This is a genomic window from Variovorax sp. 278MFTsu5.1 (genome assembly GCF_048305045.1).
In the GTDB taxonomy this organism is placed as follows: domain Bacteria; phylum Pseudomonadota; class Gammaproteobacteria; order Burkholderiales; family Burkholderiaceae_C; genus Variovorax; species Variovorax guangxiensis.
This window is the reverse complement of sequence record NZ_CP157622.1, coordinates 1,164,392-1,182,746: the sequence shown is the minus strand read 5'-3', so window position 1 is coordinate 1,182,746 and position 18,355 is coordinate 1,164,392. Positions and strand designations below refer to the sequence as shown.

Genomic DNA, 18,355 nt, shown 5'->3' with positions numbered 1-18,355 from the left:
AAAAGTAAGCGCGGACAGCGGACATGGGGTGGCAATGTAGCACGGAAAAGCGAAACCCGGTCAAGGGACCGGGCTCGCTGTTGTTTACCGGTAGCCCGATTCGTTGGGGTTGTGGATGATCCAGATCAGGTTGCCGGAGGAATAGTCACCCATGCCGCCGCCCGCGAAGATCAGGCGGCCCTGGCCCTTGTAGGTCATCTCGAAACGATGGCGGTCGCTACCGAAATAGAAGGGAATGAAGGCCTTGCCGGTTACATATGCGCCCTGATCGGTGGGCTGGCCGGCGATGTCGGTGACCTGCCGGGCGCTCATGCCGATCTGCAGGCGCGCGAACTTGCTGTTACGCGCCGGGTTGCCGGTGATCTCGCCTTCGTAGCCGTTCAGGCCCTTGACGGTGCGGCCGCTGCCGGCCTCGACCTTGGAGGAGTCGATCACGTTGCCCTGGGCGTCCATGCCGGCCTTGGCTCCGCCGCGCGCGGCAGGTGCCGCAGCCGCCGCGGGTGCGGGCGCCGCCGCGGGCTGGCTACCAGAACTGCCGCGGGATGCGCAACCGGCGGAGGCCACCGCCACCACGGCGGTCACGGCCCACAGAACGGCGGGCGAATTGATCCTGTTCCCCATCGAAATGCTCCTTGAATGCGTTCTTCGCAAAAAAGGAGCGCAGCTTAGCAACGGGAGGAAACAGTCCACAAGTGCCGAAAGTCCTAAGCCGTTCCACCTACAGTCAGGCCGTCGATGCGCAGGGTGGGCTGGCCGACGCCCACGGGCACGCTCTGGCCTTCCTTGCCGCAGGTGCCCACGCCGGAGTCGAGCGCCATGTCGTTGCCGATCATGGTCACGCGGGTGAGCGCGTCGGGGCCGTTGCCCACGATGGTCGCGCCCTTCACCGGGTACTGGATCTTGCCGTTCTCGACCCAGTAGGCCTCGCTGGCCGAGAACACGAACTTGCCGCTGGTGATGTCGACCTGCCCGCCGCCGAAATTGGTGGCGTACAGGCCCTTCTTGATGCTCGCGACGATTTCGTCGGGTTCCTTGTCGCCGCCGAGCATGTAGGTGTTGGTCATGCGCGGCATCGGCACGTGGGCATAGCTTTCGCGGCGGCCGTTGCCGGTGGGCTTGACCTTCATGAGGCGCGCGTTGAGCGCGTCCTGGATGTAGCCCTTGAGGATGCCGTCCTCGATCAGCACGTTGCGCTGGCTGGCGTTGCCCTCGTCGTCGACGTTGAGCGAGCCGCGGCGGTCGGCGATGGTGCCGTCGTCGAGCACCGTCACGCCCTTGGCCGCCACGCGCTGGCCGATGCGGCCCGAGAACGCGCTCGATCCCTTGCGGTTGAAGTCGCCCTCCAGCCCGTGGCCGATGGCTTCGTGCAGCAGGATGCCGGGCCAGCCGGAGCCCAGCACCACCGTCATTTCGCCGGCCGGGGCCGGGCGCGCGTCGAGGTTGGTCAGCGCCGCCTTCACGGCATGGTCGACGTACTCGGCGATCTGCTCGTCGGAGAAATACGCCAGGCCGAAGCGCCCGCCACCGCCGCCGGAGCCGATCTCGCGGCGGCCGTTCTGCTCGGCGATCACGGTGACCGACAGGCGCACCAGCGGCCGCACGTCGGCGGCCAGCGTGCCGTCGGCGCGGGCAACGAGCACCACGTCGTACTCGCTGGCCAGCCCCGCCATCACCTGCGCCACGCGCGGGTCGCGCGAGCGGGCGAGCTTCTCGACCTTCTCGAGCAGCTTCACCTTGGCGGTGCTGTCGAGCGTGGCGATGGGGTCGATGCCCTGGTAGAGCGAGCGGCTGGATGCGATCTTGCGGGGCGCCGTCTTCACCTTGCCGGCGCGGCCCGCGGAAGAGATGGAGCGCACGGTGCGCGCGGCGTCGAGCAGCGAGGCCTCGGAAATGTCGTCGGAGTAGGCGAAGGCGGTCTTCTCGCCGCTGACCGCTCGCACGCCGACGCCCTGGTCGATGCTGAAGCTGCCGGTCTTGACGATGCCTTCCTCGAGGCTCCAGCCTTCGCTGCGGGTGTACTGGAAGTACAGGTCGGCGTCGTCCACCCGGTGCGCGGTGATCTCGGCGAGGGCCTTGCTCAGGTGCGATTCGTCGAGGCCGAATGGCGTGAGAAGGAGCTGTTGCGCCGTGGCGAGGCGCCCGATGGTGGGTTCGCGAGAGATCATTTCAGGATTCTATGGCTCGCCCCCCGTCCGCGCTCAGTTCTGGGCGAGCCTCCTCGCCCGGGCGATGGACATCAGGATGCCCAGCCCCAGCCCCAGCGTCACCATCGCGGTGCCGCCATAGCTGATGAAGGGCAGCGGCACGCCCACAACCGGCAGGATGCCGCTGACCATGCCCATGTTCACGAAGGCGTAGGTGAAGAAGATCATCGTCACCGCCCCGGCCAGCAGGCGCGAGAACAGCGTCCCGGCGTTGGCCGCGATCACCAGCCCCCGGAAGATCAGCAGGATGAAGGCCGAGATCAGCGCCAGGTTGCCCATGAGCCCGAATTCCTCGGAATAGGCGGCGAAGATGAAGTCGGTGGTGCGCTCGGGAATGAATTCGAGGTGCGTCTGCGTGCCCTGCATGAAGCCCTTGCCGCCCACGCCGCCCGAGCCGATGGCGATCATGCCCTGGATGATGTGGAAGCCCTTGCCGAGCGGGTCCTTGCTGGGGTCGAGCAGCGTGCACACGCGCTGCTTCTGGTAGTCGTGCAGCACGCGCCAGTCGACGCCGTCGGCGCACAGCCGCGACTCGAAGCCCACGATCAGCGTGATGGCCACCGCGCCGATCACCACCGGCGGCACGATCAGCTTCCAGGGCAGCCCCGCGAAGAAGATAACCGACAGCCCCGCCGCCAGCACCAGCAACGAGGTGCCCAGGTCGGGCTGTTTCATGATGAGCCCCACCGGCACCGCCAGCAGCATCGTCGCCACCACGAAGTCGAGCGGCCTGAGCTGGCCCTCGCGCCGCTGGAACCACCAGGCCAGCATCAGCGGCATGGCGATCTTCAGGATTTCGCTGGGCTGGATCACCACGCCCACGTTGATCCAGCGCTGGGCGCCCTTCTTGGTGATGCCGAAGAGCGCCACCGCCACCAGCAGCGCCACGCCCATCGTGTAGAGCGGCACGGCCGCGAGCATCAGCCGTTGCGGGGGCACCTGCGCCACCACGAACATGATGAAGCCGGCCAGCAGCATGTTGCGGCCATGGTCGACGAAACGGGTTCCGTGGTCGTAGCCCGATGAATACATGGTGAGCAGCCCGGCGAAGGCGAGCAGCAGCACGGCGAAGGCCAGAAAGCCGTCGAAGCCCTGGAAGATGGGCGCAATTCGACGCGCCAGGGAGGGCTGATTGAACACGGCGGACATGAGGGCGGATTATCCCAGCCCCACCGGCCCCCTCAATCGAATTCGAGCTGAACGACCGTGCGCCCCGGTCGGCTTTCGACCGTCAGCCGGGCCCCGATGGCCCCGGAGCGCTCCGCCAGCGAGCGCGGCATGAGCCTGGTGGTGTCGAAGCCCTTGCCGTTGTCGATCACCCGCAGCTGCACCGTCTTGCCCTTCATGCCGGCCTCGAAGCGCAGCACGGTGGCCTCGGCGTGCCGCAGCACGTTGGAGATCGATTCGAACAGCAGGAACTGCAGCTGCCGCATGCCGTGCGCGTCCAGCCCCTCCACCGGCTCCACCTCGTCCACCGCCCATTCGAACTCGATGCCCGAGGACGCCAGCCGGGGCTCCAGCCGGTAGCGCGCCGCGGCGAGCAGCGCGCCCACGTCGCCCGGCGGCAGGTGGATGGAATCGATCTGCAGCTTGAGCTGGTCCAGCGAGTCGCGCAGGGTGCGCAGCAGGTCGCCCGAGCTGCTCTGGCCTGACTGCAGCTGGCGGATCGCCGAGCTGATGTGCGAGCCCACGCCGTCGTGCATCTCGCGCAGGATGCGCTCGCGCTCGTGGGTGCGCGCCTGCACCTGCGCCGCGGCCTCGAGCTCGGCATAGGTGGCCGCCAGTTCGCGCTCGCGCTGCGCCACCCTCTCGGCCAGGGCCGCGACAGAGCCGCGCGCCTGCACGGCCGCCGCACGGAAGCGCCGCAGCACGATCAGGAGCAGCACCGCGCCGAAGAACACCGACGAATAGCGCACCCAGGTGGTCTCGCCGTAGGCGTCGCTCAGGCGGACCACCAGCCAGTCGCGCGCGGCGAATGCCACCGTGACCAGCGCGGCGCCGGCCATCAGCAGGCGGTCGTCGTTCGGGTGGCGCAGCGTGGCGAGGGCGAAGGCGCCGACGAAGGCGGCAACGAACACGAGCTCCACGGCGAGCCAGGCGGTGAACCAGGCCGGCTCGTCCCGCTGCAGCGAGAGCGCGCTGAACAGCACCGTGCCGACCACCACGCCGGCCACCGGCCAGCGCACCCAGCGGTGGCGCCGCTCGTTCGCCCAGCCCGCGAGGTGGTAGACGAACATCATGGAGGCGGCCGCCCAGCCGGCGTAGCAGGCCGCCATCAGCACGCCCCACGGCCCCCAGGACAGCGGCGGCTCGGCGACCAGCCCGTCGGCCATGCGCACCGCCCAGAAGAACTCCGCCAGCGCGGCCCAGAAATAGATGGCCACGCGCCGCGGCATGCCGTTTGCATCGACGTCGAGCTGCGTCAGCCACAGCGCCAGCGCGATGCCGCCCACGATCAGGCTGAAGGCCATCAGCAGGACCGAGCCGGTGAAGCGCCAAGCGTTGGCGCTCTCGAAGAGCTCGTTGCGAACCGACGCGGCCGGCCCGACGACCACCTGCGACAGCCCCGCGAGGCGGGCGGTGTCGGCGTGCAGCCGGATCTGCAGCAGGTTGTCGCCCTTGCGCAGCAGCTTGCCGGGCACGGGCACGTAGATGGGCGCCTTTGCGTAGTCGGCGTCGTTGTTGCGCTTCATGTCGCCGTAGGTCTGCAGCAGCGCGTCGTTGAGCTGCACCTCGAAGACGTTGCCCACGCGCGGAATGAAGATGCCCCACGGCGTCTCGGGCTCGGCCTCGAGCGTGAACGGCAGGTCGAAGCTGGCCGTGCCGGGGCGTCCGTTGTGCTGCCGGTCCCAGTGGTAGGAAAGCTCGACCGGCTCGGTGCGCGTGACGCCGTCGACCGTGGTCGTCACGGTACCCTGGCGCAGTTCGATCGGCGCCTCGGCGGCGGACGCGGCGGAAACGCCGCAGGCGCCGAAAAGGCCGGCGAGGCCCATCAGGAGCATCGCCAGCCACGACATCACCAGCGACACCCGGTTCGGCCGCATCTGCGCTCAGCCCGGATGAGACAACAGGCCGAGACGCGTCGCTTCGAAGACGGCCTCGCTCTTGGAATGCACCGCGAGCTTTCCGTAGAGGTTCTTGATGTGGGTCTGCACCGTGTGCACGCTCAGGCCCTTGAGCCGGGCGATCTCGGCATAGGAGAAACCGCGAGCGATCAGCGTCAGCACCTCGTGCTCGCGCGCCGAGAGCAGGCCGCGGTCGGCTTCCTCGGCGGCGGCCTCGGGCGCCGAGCCCGGCATGGTGCCGGAAGGCGCCGCAGTCTGCAGGCTGCGGTACTTGGCGAGCACGCGCCGCGCGATCATGGGCGAGATCGGCGAGGCGCCGGCCTTCATCTCGACGATGGTCTGGGCGATGTCCTCGGGCGCGGCGTCCTTGTGGATGTAGCCCACGGCGCCGGCCTCGATGCTGGCGAGAACGTTTTCCTCATCCCCGAAGACCGAGACAACCAGCGGTTCGCAGCCAGGAAAACGCGAGACCGCCTCGCGGATCACGTCGAGCCCGGTGCCGTCGGGCATGCCGAGGTCGACCAGCAACACGTCGGGAATGGTGGTCGTGCGCGAGAGCCAGCCCAGCGCCTCCTGCACGGTACCCGCGCTGCCGAGCCAGAAAAGCCGCGGGCTGCGCTGCACGCTCGCCTCGAAAAAGGCGCGCGCGCGACTGTCGTCCTCGACCACGAGCACGCCCCAGCGGCGTAGCGACGCGTCGTCCTGAGCCTCAATGTTCATTCCTCCGAGCATAAGCCTCGGCGAGCATGGGGCATCCATGCGCACATCCCTCGTTCATGGGATATGTGCGCCAACAGGCTTTGCTCGAAACTCTGGCCGCTTTTTTCCGGGCACATTCCTGCAGCCCGGGCGAGCGAAGTAACCGGAATGTAGGCGATTTGCACCGCAGCGAACTCAGCCTGAGTACTTTCGAATTCCAGATGCGCGGCATGCCCCCAGGCGCAGGAGCATGCGGAACGCCGGTGCGCCCCGGGCCCCGGCAGGCTGCGGCCTTGCCGACGAACCCGACCAGCCGGTTTTTGTATGTCTGAAGCGGCCTCGCGAGAACAGACCTCATGCAGAATTACCCGTTCCCGGCAAGCGAGGCACCACCGCCGCACCGCCCTTCCTTTCCTCGCATGGATCCGCAAACAACCCACCTGCTCTACCTGCACGGCTTCCGCTCTTCGCCTCGTTCGACCAAGGCCCGGATCGTCGCGGATCGCGTCGCGCGGCGGCATCCGAACCTGCAATGGTGGTGTCCGCAGCTGCCGCCGTCGCCGCACGATGCCATCGACATGGTGATGAAGGGCATCGCGCACTGGCCGCGCAAGTCGATGGCCGTGGTGGGCTCGTCGCTGGGCGGCTACTACGCCACCTATGTGGCCGGCATGACGCGCTGCCGCGCGGTGCTGCTGAACCCGGCCGTGCACCCCGCGCGCGACCTCATGCTCTACATCGGCGACCAGACCGCCTGGCACGACCCGGCCGAGCATTTCTATTTCCGCCCCGAATACATCCACGAGCTGCGCGCCATGGAGGTCGGCCCGCTCACCCGGCCCGAGCGCGTGTTCGCCATCATCGCCAAGGGCGACGAGGCGCTCGACTGGCACGAGATGTCGGCGCGCTACCCCGACAGCAACATCAAGCTGCTCGAAGGCGGCGACCATGCCCTGTCCGACTTCGAAAAGGCCCACCTGGACGACGTGATGGCCTTCATCAACCCCGTTTGAATTTCCGGGGACACCGCAGAACCGGCTTCGCCGGGCTGCAGGGGTCGCCCCCGGAAGGGGCGGGAGGCCACACGAAGTGGGCAAGCCTGGGGGTGAGCCCAACTCCGCGTGGGACAATCGACGGATGTTTGTATTGTTTGAAGAAGCCGGCAAGTACCTCGGCGGCCGCGTGCTGTCGGAGGCCGAAGCATCGGCGCAGGTCGAGCTCGACACCGGCAAGCGCGTCAAGGTCAAGGGCGCCAACATCGTCCTTCGTTTCGAGAAGCCGTCGCCCGCCGACCTGATCGCCGAAGGGCGCGCGCTCGCCGCCGGCATGGACCTCGACCTCGCCTGGGAGTTCGCGCCCGAGGGCGAATTCGGCTTCGCCGAGCTGGCCGCCGAGTATTTCAGCGAGAAGCCCTCGCTCGCCCAGCAGGCCGCCGCCCTGTTCGCGCTCTTCGAGGCGCCGCATTACTTCCGCCGCGCCGGCAAGGGCCGCTTCAAGAAGGCGCCGGGCGAGATCGTGCAGCAGGCGCTGGCCGCCATCGAGAAGAAGAAGGCCATCCAGGCGCAGATCGCCGAGTGGGCGGCGCAGCTCGCCGAGGGCGTGTGCCCGGCTCCCGTGCGCGAACAGCTCTACAAGATCCTTTTCCGCCCCGACAAGAACGCCCCCGAATACAAGGCCGTGGTCGAGGCTGCGCGCGCCACGCAGCGTCCGCCGCTCGACCTGCTTGAACGCGCCGGCGCCATCGACTCGCCCTACCAGTTCCACTGGCGCCGCTTCCTGTTCGAGAACTTCCCCAAGGGCACCGGCTTCCCCGCGCTCGCGGCGCCCGCCATCGCCGACGACCTGCCGCTGGCAGAGGGCGTGCAGGCCTTCTCCATCGACGATTCGCAGACCACCGAAATCGACGACGCGCTCTCCGTGCAGGGCCTGGGCAGCGGCACCGTCACGGTCGGCGTCCACATCGCCGCGCCGGCGCTCGCGCTGACGCCCGGCAGCCCGATCGACAACGTGGCGCGTGCGCGCATGTCCACGGTCTACATGCCGGGCTACAAGATCACGATGCTGCCCGACGAGGTGGTCGACACCTACACGCTGCTCGAAGGCGGCGACCGCCCGGCCGTGTCGCTCTACGCGCGCTTCGACGAAGCCACGCTGGAGCTGCAGGGCACCGAGACGAAACTGGAGCGCGTGCCGATCGTGGCCAACCTGCGCCACGACCAGCTCGACACCGTCGTCACGCAGCAGTGGCTGGAAGACGCCGCCTTCAATGCCGACAGCACACCCGACGCCGCGGCCCGCATGCGCGCGCCCCTGTCGTTCCTGTTCCGCCTGGCGAAGCAGCTGAAGGCGCAGCGCGAGGTCGTGCGCGGCAAGCCCGAGAGCTTCAACCGGCCCGACTACAACTTCCGCCTCGTCGGCAACGACGGCGCCGAGCCCACCGGCGGCGAGCAGGTCCAGATCAGCACGCGCCAGCGCGGCGCACCGCTCGACCTGATCGTGTCCGAAGCCATGATCCTGGCCAACAGCAGCTGGGGCGGCTGGCTCGGCGAGCTCGGCGTGCCGGGTCTCTACCGCAGCCAGGCCAGCCTCGCGCCCGGCATCAAGGTGCGCATGGGCACGCGTGCGCTGCCGCACGCAGGCCTGGGCGTGAAGAGCTACGCCTGGAGCACCTCGCCGCTGCGCCGCTACACCGACCTGGTGAACCAGTGGCAGATCATCGCCGCCGCACGCCACGGCAAGACCGCCGCGCTGGCCGCGCCCTTCAAGCCGAAGGACGCAGACCTGTTCTCCATCCTCTCGGGCTTCGACGCGGCCTACACCGCGTACAACGCCTACCAGGGCGGCATGGAGCGCTTCTGGACGCTGAAGTACCTGCAGCAGCAGGGCATCACCGAGCTGGAGGCCACCGTCATCAAGGACATGCCCAACGGCGCGCTCGTGCGTGCCGACACCCTGCCGCTGGTGTTCCCCGTGGCCGGGCAGCAGGAGCGCGGCGCGCGCCTGCGCGTGAAGCTCGGCGAGATCGACGAGATCGCCCTCGACGTGAGCGGCACGGTGCTCGAGCGCCTCGACGCGCCGAAGGCCGGCGCATCCGCCGAGGAGGAAGGCGACGACGGCGAAGAAGAAGTGGTTGCGGGCCCGATCGCCATCGCCGTCGACCTGAACGACAGCGAGGCAGCACCCGAAGAAAACACGCCCGCATGAACCCCGGCGGATCGTCCGGAGAAATGCGGCCCCTGGAGGAGTCTAGAGAATGAACTTCAAGGACCTCAGCACGCTGCAGATCGCACTGGGCGTGTCGGTCGTTGTGCACGCCGCGCTGCTCACGGTGCGGTTCGTCGATCCCGAATCCTTCAACAAGGTCTTCAGCGACACGCCGCTGGAGGTGATCCTGGTCAACACCAGGACCAACGACCGGCCCGACCCCGCCGCGCGGCTGCGCGCGCAGACCTCGCTCGCGGGCGGCGGCGACCTCGACAAGGGCCGCGCCACCAGCCCGCTGCCGCCGTCGAGCTTCACCACCGTGGGCGACTCGTTCGAGGACGCGCAGCGCAAGGTAGACGCCATGCAGGCCGAGCAGATGCAGATGCTCACCCAGCTCAAGCGCGATCTGGCCGCGATGCCCGCGCCCGATCCGCGCAACGCCGGCGATCCGGCCGAGGCCAAGGCGCAGGAGGAAAAGCGCCGCCAGATGATCAACCTGCTGGCCGAGATCGAGCGCCGCGTGAACGAGGAGAACGCGCGTCCCAAGAAGCGCTACCTCAGCCCCTTCACGCGCGAGGCCGCCTTCGCCACCTACGTCGATTCGCTGCGCCGCCGGGTGGAAGCGCAGGGAACGGCCAACTTCCCGACGCTGGCCGGCAAGAAGCTCTACGGCGAGCTCACCATGACCATCACCGTCAACTTCGACGGCCGGCTGCTCTCGACCGTGATCGACGAAAGCTCGGGCCAGGCCGTGCTCGACAAGCGGGCCCAGGCCATCGTCGCGAGCGTGGGCAACTTCGGCAACTTCACCGACGCGATGCGCAAGGAGCACGCGGACCAGATCGTGATCCGCCCGCACTTCCGCTTCTCGCACGACGGCTCGGTCGAACTCTCCTCGCAGTAACCGGAATCCGGAAAACAGCCGCACCGCAACGGCAGGCGCAACCAGAAAAGGCAGACACCATGGACCTGTACTGCGTCATGGGCAACCCCGTCGAGCACAGCCGCTCGCCCCGCATCCACGCGCGCTTTGCGCAGCTGTGCGGCCAGCAGCTGGAATACGGCCGGCGGCTCATTCCGCTCGGTGCCTTCGCCGAGGGCATCGCAGCCTTCCGCCGCGAAGCCGCCGAGCGCGGCGACGCCGCGCTCGGCTGCAACATCACCGTGCCATTCAAGTTCGAGGCCGCGGCGCTCGCGCAGCACACCAGCGAGCGCGCCCTTCTCGCGCAGGCGGTCAACACGCTGCGCTTCGAGGCCGATGGCGGCATTCGTGCGGACAACACCGACGGCATCGGCCTGGTCAACGACATCGTGCGAAACGCGGGCGTGCCGCTGCAGGGCAAGGCGCTGCTGCTGATCGGCGCGGGCGGCGCCGCTGCCGGCGTGCTGGGGCCGCTGCTCGACGCAGGCGCCTCGCGCGTCGTGGTCGCGAACCGCACCGTGGACAAGGCCGTCGAGCTGGTGCGCCGCCATGCGGCCATTGCGCTGCGCCACGGCGCATCGCTCGAAGCCTGGGCGCTCGACGAAGTGCCGGGCGCCTTCGACGTGGTGGTCAACGCCACCGCCTCCAGCCTTGCGGGCGACGCGGTGCCGGTGAAGGCCAGCGTGCTGCGCGAAGGCGGGCTCGCGGTCGACATGATGTACGGCCCCGCCGCCGCCGGCTTCATGGCCTGGGCCGAGGCGCACGGCGCGGTGGCGCGCGACGGGCTGGGCATGCTGGTCGAGCAGGCGGCCGAGTCCTTCGAGATCTGGCGCGGCGTCCGGCCGCCTTCGGCACAGGTGCTGGCCGAGATCCGGGCCGAGCTGAAATAAATGAAGGCCGTGCTGCGCCTGATCGCCTGCCTCGCGGTGGCGGGCCTGGCCCTGCAGCTCTTCTTCGTGGCGCGCATCGCGGCGATGGCTGTGGTCGATCCGCAGAGCACCGCCTTCCAGCGCTCCGAGGCTTTCCAGATCGCCGTTCATGAAGGCCGCGGCGGCGGCTGGCGGCAGGAGTGGGTGCCCTACTGGCAGATCAACGACACGCTCAAGCGCGCGGTCATTGCCAGCGAGGACGCCGGCTTCGTCGACCACAACGGCGTGGAATGGGAAGCCATCGAGCGCGCGCGCCAGCGCAACGCCAAGGCGGAAGAGCTGGCCGCCAAGCGCGCGGCCCGTGCGGCAGCGCGCGGCAAGCCGGTGCGGCCGGTGCAGCTGCGCGGCGGTTCGACCATCACGCAGCAGCTCGCGAAGAACCTGCTGCTGTCGGGCGAGCGCACCATGCTGCGCAAGGGCCAGGAGCTGGTGCTGGCCACGCTGCTCGAGGTGCTGCTGGACAAGCGGCGCATCCTGGAGATCTACCTCAACAACGTCGAGTGGGGCGAAGGCGTGTTCGGCGCCGAGGCGGCGTCGCAGTACTACTTCCGCAAGCCAGCCTCGCGCCTGAGTGCCAACGAGGCCGCGCGCCTCGCGGTGATGCTGCCCAGCCCCAAGTTCTTCGAACGGCGCCCGGGCTCGCCCTACCTGAGCGGGCGCGCCTCCACCGTCATGGCGCGGATGCCCGCGGCCGAGCTGCCCTGAGGAACCCGCCGCGCAGGCCCTCGATGGCCAGCACGCCGGCGAAGCCGATGGTGTAGGCCAGCACGTCCCACCAGTCCGCCGTGCTGCCGAGCACGATGCGCAGCGCGCGGTTCGGAATGTGCAGGTGCCACGCCGCCGCGAGGTACTGCCCGAGCTCGACTGCGAGGCCCACGCCCAGCGCGGCTAGCGCCAGCGGCAGCACGCGCGCACCGATCGCGGTCTTGAACACGAAATACACCCACGCCACGGCAAGCACGTCGCCGAAGAAGCTGCGCAGCCAGCCCCAGCGCGCACCCACGGTGGCCAGCATCAGCAATACAAGAAACAGGGCCACCGCCCACGCCAGTGAAAGAGGATCGAAACGCCATCGCATGGCCCGTATCATCGCGCCCATATGCTGGCAAAGCTCACGGGTTGGCTGCTTCTTGGGATCGTCCGCTTGCTCACGGGCGCGCAGGCGCGCTGGTACGGCTGTCCGCCCAAGGCCGAGCAGCGCATCTATTTCGCCAACCACCAGAGCCATGCCGACCTGGTGATGATCTGGGCGGCGCTGCCGGAAGAATTGCGCAGCATCACGCGGCCCATCGCGGCGCGCGACTATTGGGCCAACACACCGGTCAAGCGCTGGATCACGACTGAAGTGTTCAACGCGGTGTACGTGGAGCGGCAGGCCGCGGCAGCTCCCGCGGCAGTTCCCGCAGCGCCGGCGACTCCTGCCGCTCCCGAGGCTGCGCCGCCGGCGCCTGCCGCCCGGCCACTGGAAGATCGCATCGAGCCCTCGATGGAGCCGCTGCTGCCCCTGACCCCGCCGGCACCGCCCGTCGAAGCAGCATCCGGCGCACAAGGCCAGCTGGACCTGCCCGTGCCCCCTGCCCCGCCGCCTGCGCCGTCTCCCGAACCACCTCCGCCCGCGGCGCCCGAACCCGCGCCCACGCCGGCGGCCCCTGCCTCCGATCCGCTGGCCCCGCTGGTCGAAGCCCTTCGCAGCGGCGACTCGATCATCATCTTTCCCGAAGGCACGCGCGGCCACACCGGCGAACCGCAGAAGTTCAAGTCGGGGCTCTACACGCTGGCCACCATGTTCCCCGAAGTGGTACTGGTACCCGCCTGGATCGACAACGTGCAGCGCGTCATGCCCAAGGGCGAGATCGTGCCGGTGCCCATCCTGTGCTCCGTCACCTTCGGCGCGCCGGTGCGCGTGGAGGAAGGCGAGGAGCGCCGCCCTTTCCTCGACCGGGCGCGCGCCGCCGTGATCGCCCTGCGCGACGTCTGACGACGACGACATGAACCAGTTCCTGCGCAGCCTCAGCCCGACCCAGCAGGTCGCGGCGCTCTTTCTCATCATCTTCGGCGTGCTCGCGGTCGTGAGCGCCACCGCCTTCTTCCTGAGCTTCAGGGAAAAGCGCAACCCCGTGCACGACGCCGCCTGGCAGGCCGAGCTGGCGCACTTCCGCAAGCTGCTGGGCACCACCTGGTTCATGGCGCTGGTCTTCTGGATCGGCTGGGCGCTCGGCGAGACGGTGGCCACGGTGCTGTTCGCGCTTATCTCCTTCTTCGCGCTGCGCGAGTTCATCACGCTCTCGCCCACGCGGCGCGGCGACCACCGCAGCCTGATCCTCGCCTTCTTCGTGGTGCTGCCGATCCAGTTCTGGCTGGTGGCCACCGCGCGCTTCGACCTCTTCACCGTGTTCATCCCGGTGTACGTGTTCCTCGCGATCCCGGTGACCAGCGCGCTGGCCAACGACCCGAGCCAGTTCCTGGAGCGCAACGCCAAGCTGCAGTGGGGCATCATGGTCTGCGTCTACGGCATGAGCCACGTGCCGGCGCTGCTGCTGCTGAGCTTTCCGGGCTACGAGGGCAAGAGCGCGTTCCTCGTGTTCTTCCTGGTGTTCGTGGTGCAGACCTCGGTGCTGGTGCAGCACCTGATCTCGCGGCGCATGCAGCGCGCGCCCTTCGCGCCCAACGTGAGCCGCAGCTTCAACTGGACCAGTTGGGCCATCGGCATCGCGGTGGCGAGCCTGGTGGGCGCGCTGTTCTCGTTCATCACGCCCTTCAGGTTCGGGCAGGCGCTCGCGGTGTCGGTCATCGCCTGCATCTCGGGCTCGATGGGGCACCTGGTGATGAAGGCGCTCAAGCGCGACCGGGGCATTCCGAACTGGGGCCGCAAGGATGCGGGCGTGACGGGCGCCAACGGGCTGCTGGATCGCGTCGACGCGCTGTGCTTCGCCGCCCCCATCTTCTTCCACTCCATCCGCTGGTACTTCAACGCATGAACTAGGCAAACCCCCAGGCTGCGCGCACTTCGTGTCGCTTCGCCAACCCCCTTGCAGGGGGCAATACCTGCGGCCCGGCAAAGCCGGTTCCGCGGTATTCCTGGAAGAACACCTGAGACGGCTCGACTCCGAGCGTCGGAACGATTTGGTTCAGGCCTTGCGCCGCACCACGCGGCCGAAGACTTCCTTCGCCTTGCGGCCCAGTGCCTTCGCCTTCAGCGCCTGCAGCTCGCGCGTGAGACGCGTGCGCTGCTCGGCCGATAGTGCGGTGCCGAAGCGCCCCAGCGCGGCTTCTAGGGCCGCGCGCTGCGCCTCCACGCGCCCCTGGCGGCCTTCGGCCTCGGCGAGCCATTCGCAGGCATTGACGACACGCTCGCGCAGCGCGGCGTCGCCCGAATCGCCGAAGCGGGCTATGAGAGTGCGATAGGCCTTGATCTGCCCGGCAGGGTCGCCCAGCTTGTCGAGCGCCTTGGCCTTGTTGATCATCGACTTGGCGGCCCAGAGCTGCAGCGTGCCCTCCCTCGCGCTGCTGGTACGCGCGATGGCCTCGTCGTAGCAGGCCACCGCGGCCTCGAGCTGGCGGGCCTGGCGCAGCGTCGCGCCCTTGCGGAACAGCGCGCCCACCACGCGCCCGCGCAGGTCGGGCAGCTCGGAGTTGCCCCAGCGCGCGACGATCTCGTCGTGCACGCGCATCTCGTCGTCGTGCAGGCCGAGCCGGTCCAGCGCGGTGCTCTTGTATTGCAGGCCCTGCGCAACGGTCTCCTGCATCTCGGTCGAAGGGTCGGCGCCGTAGTACACGTCGATCGCATCGGCGGCCGCGACCACTTCGTGGAAGCGTTCGAGGGCGATCAGGCAGAAGGCCTTGTGCACCAGCGCCCGGGCGCACTGCCGCCGCAGCTCCGGATGCGGCGACGCGGTGTGCGCGGACAGCACCTGGTCGAACAGCGCGACGGCCTCCTGCAATTCGCCGGCATCACCGTGCTTGCGGCCCTGCCGGACCTTGTCGCGCACTTCGTCGCGCAGCTCCGCCGGCAGTTCCGGCAAATGAGCTCCGGCCTCGGCCTTGCGCAGCCGCTTGAGGCAGGCTTCCCGGCCGGCGAGGGCTTTGGCCAGCGTGTCCTGCAGCTCGGACGCAGGCGTACCTTGCAGTTGCCTCGCGAGCTGCTGGTATGCGGCGAGCGCTTCATCGGCCCGGCCCAGCCGTTCGAGCAGCACGAATCCCTTGTTGAGCTGCGCGCTCGCCACGGTGCGATGCACCACCGGATCGGTGTCCGCGCCGAAGGTGGCAAGCAGCCGCTCGCAGGCGGCCAGCGCGGCCTCGCCGTCGTCCGACTCGCGCAGGCCCACCGACCAGTCGTAGGCGCGGCGCACCGCCATGCGCCGCACCTGCGGCGAGGCATCGTGGCCGTAGCGCTCGAGCAGCCAGCCGACCAGCTCGGCGCGGTTCGCATGCTCGTCGATGCCGAAGCCGTCGAAGAAGAGCGTCAGCGCGCGCACGCCCTCGATGCGCAACTCGGGCGCCGCATGGGCCAGGCCGGCCTCGATCTGGTCGGCCACCGCGAGGCACATCACCTGCGCCTGCGCATGCTGTGCCAGCTCGCGCAGGTTCAGCACCGAAGCCAGGCGCGCACGCGCGACGCGCAGCACCACGCCGGGGTCGGCACTGCCGTCGAAGCGTTCGATGACGGCCTCCAGCGTGGCCAGCGCGTCCTGCGGCAGGCCGCGGTGGTGCTCGACCTCGGCCTTCAGCAGCCGCGCCTCCACGCGCCAGGTGTCGAAGGCGGCGTCGGGCTGGCTGTCGAGCAGCTCGCTCATGGCATCGCAGGCTTCGCAGCGCGCGGCGGGCTCATCGATCCACCAGGTGCGCTGGTAGAGCGCGTGGGCGATGTGCTCGCGAATCTCGGGTTCGGGGCGCTGGCCGTGCGCCGCGATCAATCGGTCGAGCGTGGCGAGCGCATCGGCGGGGCGGTGCAGCTGGCGCAGCATGTGGGCCAGCAGGCGCAAGGCCTGGCAGCAGGGCACGACCACGCCGACCTCGGGCTTCGCCGCGAACTCGTCGAGCAGCCTGACGCTGGCGGCCACCGCTTCCTTGCGGCGGCCCAGGTCGTCCAGCAGCTCGATGCGCCGGAAGCTGGCGGCCGCGCGTTCGGCGGGGTGCATCTGCAGGCGCGCGATCAAGGCTTGCACCTCGTCCAGTTGCTGCTGCGCGGAGGACTCGACTACATTCACATTCGCTTCCTTGAATGGCGCGCCCCGCGCGGGGCGGGGCGGACGGTACGGACCGGGGCGCATTCTGCCCACGATCAGCCGGCTTTCGCCCCCCTCCTCGCAACTCTTTTGACAATCTTTTCCCAGGCTTAGTCCTTTACGTTTCCTTTCATGCGCATTCTCGGCATCGACCCCGGATTGCAGACCACCGGCTTCGGCGTGGTCGACGCGGACGGCCATGCGCTGCGCTACGTGGCCAGCGGCACCATCAGCACCCGGCACCTGGGCACCGGCAACAACCTGCCGGCGCGCCTGAAGGTGCTGTTCGACGGCATCGCGGAGATCACCGCGCGCTACCAGCCCGACGCGTCGGCGGTGGAAATCATCTTCGTCAACGTCAACCCGCAGTCCACGCTGCTGCTGGGGCAGGCGCGCGGCGCCTGCGTGACCGCACTGGTCACCAACAATCTCTCGGTGGCCGAGTACACCGCGCTGCAGATGAAGAAGGCGGTGGCCGGCCACGGCCAGGCCGCCAAGGCGCAGGTGCAGGAGATGGTGCGTCGCCTGCTCGATCTGCCGGGCCTGCCGGGCGCCGACGCAGCGGACGCGCTGGGCATCGCCATCACGCATGCGCAGGTGGGACGTTCGATGGCACGGCTGGCCGAAGCGGCCGAGGCATCGAAGAGTTCCGCGGCGCTGCCTGCCGGCACCTACCGGCAGGGGCGTTCGCGCTGAGCCGAAGCGGCTGCCTGCGTCAGCGCACGATGTAGCGCAGCTCGCCGAGGCGCTTGCGGCGCTCGCGCACTTCGGCTGCAACCGATGCCGCATCGCCCTCCAGGGCTCGTGCGATCCAGTCAGCGAACTGGGGCATGTCGCCGGGCGTGAAGCCCAGCCGCACGATCTCGGGCACGCCGAGGCGCAGGCCGTTGATGTCACCTTCCACGGGTGCCATCGGCAGGCCGATGCCGCAGGCCAGCAGGCCGCCCTTCGCGAGCTTCTTCGCCGCTCGCTGGCCGCCGCCCCATCGCGCGGCCTCCAGCGCGAACTGGTGCGACTGCGTGAAGCCGCGCACCTTCGCGAACACCGGCAGCCCCCGCGCATCGAGTTCGCGCGCCAGTGCCTGCGCGGTCTCCCGCATCGCGGCCGCATAGGCGATGCCGTGCACCTTCCAGTCGAGCAGGCCACGGGCCAATGCCGCCGTGCGGCCCGCATCCGAATTGGCCGTGAGGCCGGGATAGGCGATGGCGTCGATTCGCTCCATCAGCGCCGTGTCGTTCGACACGATCAGCCCGCCCGCCGGTCCGCCCAGGCTCTTGTAGGTGCTCATGGTGATCGCATGCGCACCCTGCTCCAGCGGCTGCGGCCACGCCTTGCCGGCCACCATGCCCGAGAGATGCGCCGCGTCGAAGAGCAGCTTCGCGCCCACGCTGTCGGCGATCTCGCGGATCGCGGGCACCGGATGCGGAAACAGGTTGAGGCTGCCGCCGATGGTGACGAGCTTGGGCTTTGTCTCGCGCACCAGCTTCGCGAGCGCGGCGAGGTCGACCGTGTAGCCGTCGGCATCCACCGGCGCGGAAACCGGCTTCAGGCCATAGAGCCCTGCGGCGCCTGCCGCATGGTGCGTGACGTGCCCGCCGATGCTGGGCGGGGGCACGACGATGGTGTCGCCGGGCTGGCAGGTCGCCATGAACACGTAGAGATTCGACAGGGCGCCCGAGCTCACGCGCACCTCGGCGAACTTCGCACCGAACACCTCGGCCGCCAGCTCGGCGGCGACCACCTCGATGCGCTCGATGGCCTCCAGGCCCATCTCGTACTTGTCGCCCGGATAGCCGAGCGAGGGGCGCGAGCCCAGTCCGCGCGACAGAAGCGCCTCGGCGGCCGGGTTCATCACGTTGGTGGCGGGGTTGAGGTTCAGGCCGTCGACGTCGTGGATGCGGTGGTTGTCGGCCACCAGCCGTTCGATCTCGGCGGCCACGCCTGCAGCATCGCGCGAGGCGGCGTCCGCGGCGATGGAAAGCACGTGGTCCTCGCTGGCGGCGGGAACCCAGGGGCGGCGTTGCAGGGCGGCGGCAGGCATGTGGCGGATCTCGCTATGAAAGGGGGATGGCCGCATCGTCGCCTGCCCTCGCCGACGGGGCAAACC

Annotated in this window: 16 protein-coding genes; 8 read left to right on the top strand and 8 right to left on the bottom strand. The window is 69.2% G+C overall.

Features of this window, described 5'->3' with window-relative positions; genetic code table 11:
* Positions 1 to 84: 84 nt before the first annotated feature.
* The 5 genes from ABL844_RS05145 to ABL844_RS05125 form a co-directional block, all read right to left on the bottom strand.
* Positions 85 to 621, bottom strand: a complete 537-nt coding sequence (locus tag ABL844_RS05145) for a hypothetical protein (RefSeq protein WP_126021391.1) — start codon at positions 619 to 621, stop codon at positions 85 to 87.
* An 83-nt stretch (positions 622 to 704) separates the two neighbouring features.
* Entirely contained in the window at positions 705 to 2,165 is a 1,461-nt protein-coding gene (gene tldD, locus ABL844_RS05140; RefSeq protein WP_418130674.1) for a metalloprotease TldD, read from the bottom strand.
* A gap of 33 nt (positions 2,166 to 2,198) precedes the next feature.
* Entirely contained in the window at positions 2,199 to 3,353 is a 1,155-nt protein-coding gene (gene rodA / locus ABL844_RS05135; RefSeq protein WP_126021393.1) for a rod shape-determining protein RodA, read from the bottom strand.
* 32 nt (positions 3,354 to 3,385) lie between these two features.
* Entirely contained in the window at positions 3,386 to 5,248 is a 1,863-nt protein-coding gene (locus ABL844_RS05130; protein ID WP_418130673.1) for a sensor histidine kinase, read from the bottom strand.
* Between the two features lie 6 nt (positions 5,249 to 5,254).
* Positions 5,255 to 6,001, bottom strand: a complete 747-nt coding sequence (locus ABL844_RS05125; RefSeq protein ID WP_418130672.1) for a response regulator — start codon at positions 5,999 to 6,001, stop codon at positions 5,255 to 5,257.
* Between the two features lie 386 nt (positions 6,002 to 6,387).
* On the opposite strand from ABL844_RS05125, the gene ABL844_RS05120 reads away from it, so the two are divergent.
* From ABL844_RS05120 to mtgA, 5 genes are all read left to right on the top strand, one after another.
* Positions 6,388 to 6,981, top strand: coding sequence for a YqiA/YcfP family alpha/beta fold hydrolase (locus tag ABL844_RS05120; RefSeq protein WP_184634753.1), 594 nt, complete (start codon positions 6,388 to 6,390; stop codon positions 6,979 to 6,981).
* Between the two features lie 124 nt (positions 6,982 to 7,105).
* A complete protein-coding gene (locus ABL844_RS05115) occupies positions 7,106 to 9,172 on the top strand; it encodes a ribonuclease catalytic domain-containing protein (protein ID WP_418130671.1) in 2,067 nt (688 codons plus the stop codon).
* Positions 9,173 to 9,221: 49 nt separating this feature from the next.
* Positions 9,222 to 10,076 (top strand): energy transducer TonB, encoded by an 855-nt coding sequence (locus ABL844_RS05110; RefSeq protein WP_418130669.1) that lies wholly within the window; start codon positions 9,222 to 9,224, stop codon positions 10,074 to 10,076.
* Between the two features lie 59 nt (positions 10,077 to 10,135).
* Positions 10,136 to 10,984, top strand: a complete 849-nt coding sequence (gene aroE, locus ABL844_RS05105; protein ID WP_418119182.1) for a shikimate dehydrogenase — start codon at positions 10,136 to 10,138, stop codon at positions 10,982 to 10,984.
* Entirely contained in the window at positions 10,985 to 11,728 is a 744-nt protein-coding gene (gene mtgA, locus ABL844_RS05100; protein WP_126021399.1) for a monofunctional biosynthetic peptidoglycan transglycosylase, read from the top strand.
* On the opposite strand, the gene ABL844_RS05095 is transcribed toward mtgA, so the two are convergent.
* Positions 11,694 to 12,122 carry a DUF2809 domain-containing protein gene (locus tag ABL844_RS05095; RefSeq protein WP_418130668.1) on the bottom strand — a complete coding sequence of 143 codons (429 nt, stop codon included), beginning with the start codon at positions 12,120 to 12,122 and terminating at the stop codon, positions 11,694 to 11,696. The genes mtgA and ABL844_RS05095 overlap by 35 nt on opposite strands.
* On the opposite strand from ABL844_RS05095, the gene ABL844_RS05090 reads away from it, so the two are divergent.
* Together ABL844_RS05090 and ABL844_RS05085 are read left to right on the top strand one after the other, a co-directional pair.
* Positions 12,123 to 13,001 carry a lysophospholipid acyltransferase family protein gene (locus tag ABL844_RS05090; RefSeq protein ID WP_418130667.1) on the top strand — a complete coding sequence of 293 codons (879 nt, stop codon included), beginning with the start codon at positions 12,123 to 12,125 and terminating at the stop codon, positions 12,999 to 13,001.
* Between the two features lie 10 nt (positions 13,002 to 13,011).
* Entirely contained in the window at positions 13,012 to 14,001 is a 990-nt protein-coding gene (locus tag ABL844_RS05085; RefSeq protein WP_184634745.1) for a phosphatidate cytidylyltransferase, read from the top strand.
* A gap of 150 nt (positions 14,002 to 14,151) precedes the next feature.
* On the opposite strand, the gene ABL844_RS05080 is transcribed toward ABL844_RS05085, so the two are convergent.
* Positions 14,152 to 16,230 (bottom strand): tetratricopeptide repeat protein, encoded by a 2,079-nt coding sequence (locus ABL844_RS05080; protein WP_418130666.1) that lies wholly within the window; start codon positions 16,228 to 16,230, stop codon positions 14,152 to 14,154.
* A gap of 150 nt (positions 16,231 to 16,380) precedes the next feature.
* Here ABL844_RS05080 and ruvC point away from each other — a divergent pair, with 150 nt between their 5' ends.
* On the top strand, positions 16,381 to 16,944 hold the full coding sequence (ruvC, locus tag ABL844_RS05075) for a crossover junction endodeoxyribonuclease RuvC (protein ID WP_126021404.1): 564 nt from the start codon (positions 16,381 to 16,383) through the stop codon (positions 16,942 to 16,944).
* 19 nt (positions 16,945 to 16,963) lie between these two features.
* Here ruvC and glyA read toward each other — a convergent pair whose 3' ends face one another.
* Positions 16,964 to 18,289, bottom strand: coding sequence for a serine hydroxymethyltransferase (glyA, locus tag ABL844_RS05070; protein ID WP_418130665.1), 1,326 nt, complete (start codon positions 18,287 to 18,289; stop codon positions 16,964 to 16,966).
* Between the last annotated feature and the right edge of the window lie 66 nt (positions 18,290 to 18,355).

Coding starts and splice junctions, on each gene's coding strand:
- ABL844_RS05125 (WP_418130672.1), bottom strand. CDS start 6,001: ATGCTCGGAGGAATGAACATTGAGGCTCAGGACGACGCGTCGCTACGC.
- ABL844_RS05145 (WP_126021391.1), bottom strand. CDS start 621: ATGGGGAACAGGATCAATTCGCCCGCCGTTCTGTGGGCCGTGACCGCC.
- ruvC (WP_126021404.1), top strand. CDS start 16,381: ATGCGCATTCTCGGCATCGACCCCGGATTGCAGACCACCGGCTTCGGC.
- glyA (WP_418130665.1), bottom strand. CDS start 18,289: ATGCCTGCCGCCGCCCTGCAACGCCGCCCCTGGGTTCCCGCCGCCAGC.
- tldD (WP_418130674.1), bottom strand. CDS start 2,165: ATGATCTCTCGCGAACCCACCATCGGGCGCCTCGCCACGGCGCAACAG.
- ABL844_RS05130 (WP_418130673.1), bottom strand. CDS start 5,248: ATGCGGCCGAACCGGGTGTCGCTGGTGATGTCGTGGCTGGCGATGCTC.
- aroE (WP_418119182.1), top strand. CDS start 10,136: ATGGACCTGTACTGCGTCATGGGCAACCCCGTCGAGCACAGCCGCTCG.
- ABL844_RS05120 (WP_184634753.1), top strand. CDS start 6,388: ATGGATCCGCAAACAACCCACCTGCTCTACCTGCACGGCTTCCGCTCT.
- ABL844_RS05090 (WP_418130667.1), top strand. CDS start 12,123: ATGCTGGCAAAGCTCACGGGTTGGCTGCTTCTTGGGATCGTCCGCTTG.
- ABL844_RS05095 (WP_418130668.1), bottom strand. CDS start 12,122: ATGGGCGCGATGATACGGGCCATGCGATGGCGTTTCGATCCTCTTTCA.
- mtgA (WP_126021399.1), top strand. CDS start 10,985: ATGAAGGCCGTGCTGCGCCTGATCGCCTGCCTCGCGGTGGCGGGCCTG.
- ABL844_RS05115 (WP_418130671.1), top strand. CDS start 7,106: ATGTTTGTATTGTTTGAAGAAGCCGGCAAGTACCTCGGCGGCCGCGTG.
- ABL844_RS05110 (WP_418130669.1), top strand. CDS start 9,222: ATGAACTTCAAGGACCTCAGCACGCTGCAGATCGCACTGGGCGTGTCG.
- rodA (WP_126021393.1), bottom strand. CDS start 3,353: ATGTCCGCCGTGTTCAATCAGCCCTCCCTGGCGCGTCGAATTGCGCCC.
- ABL844_RS05085 (WP_184634745.1), top strand. CDS start 13,012: ATGAACCAGTTCCTGCGCAGCCTCAGCCCGACCCAGCAGGTCGCGGCG.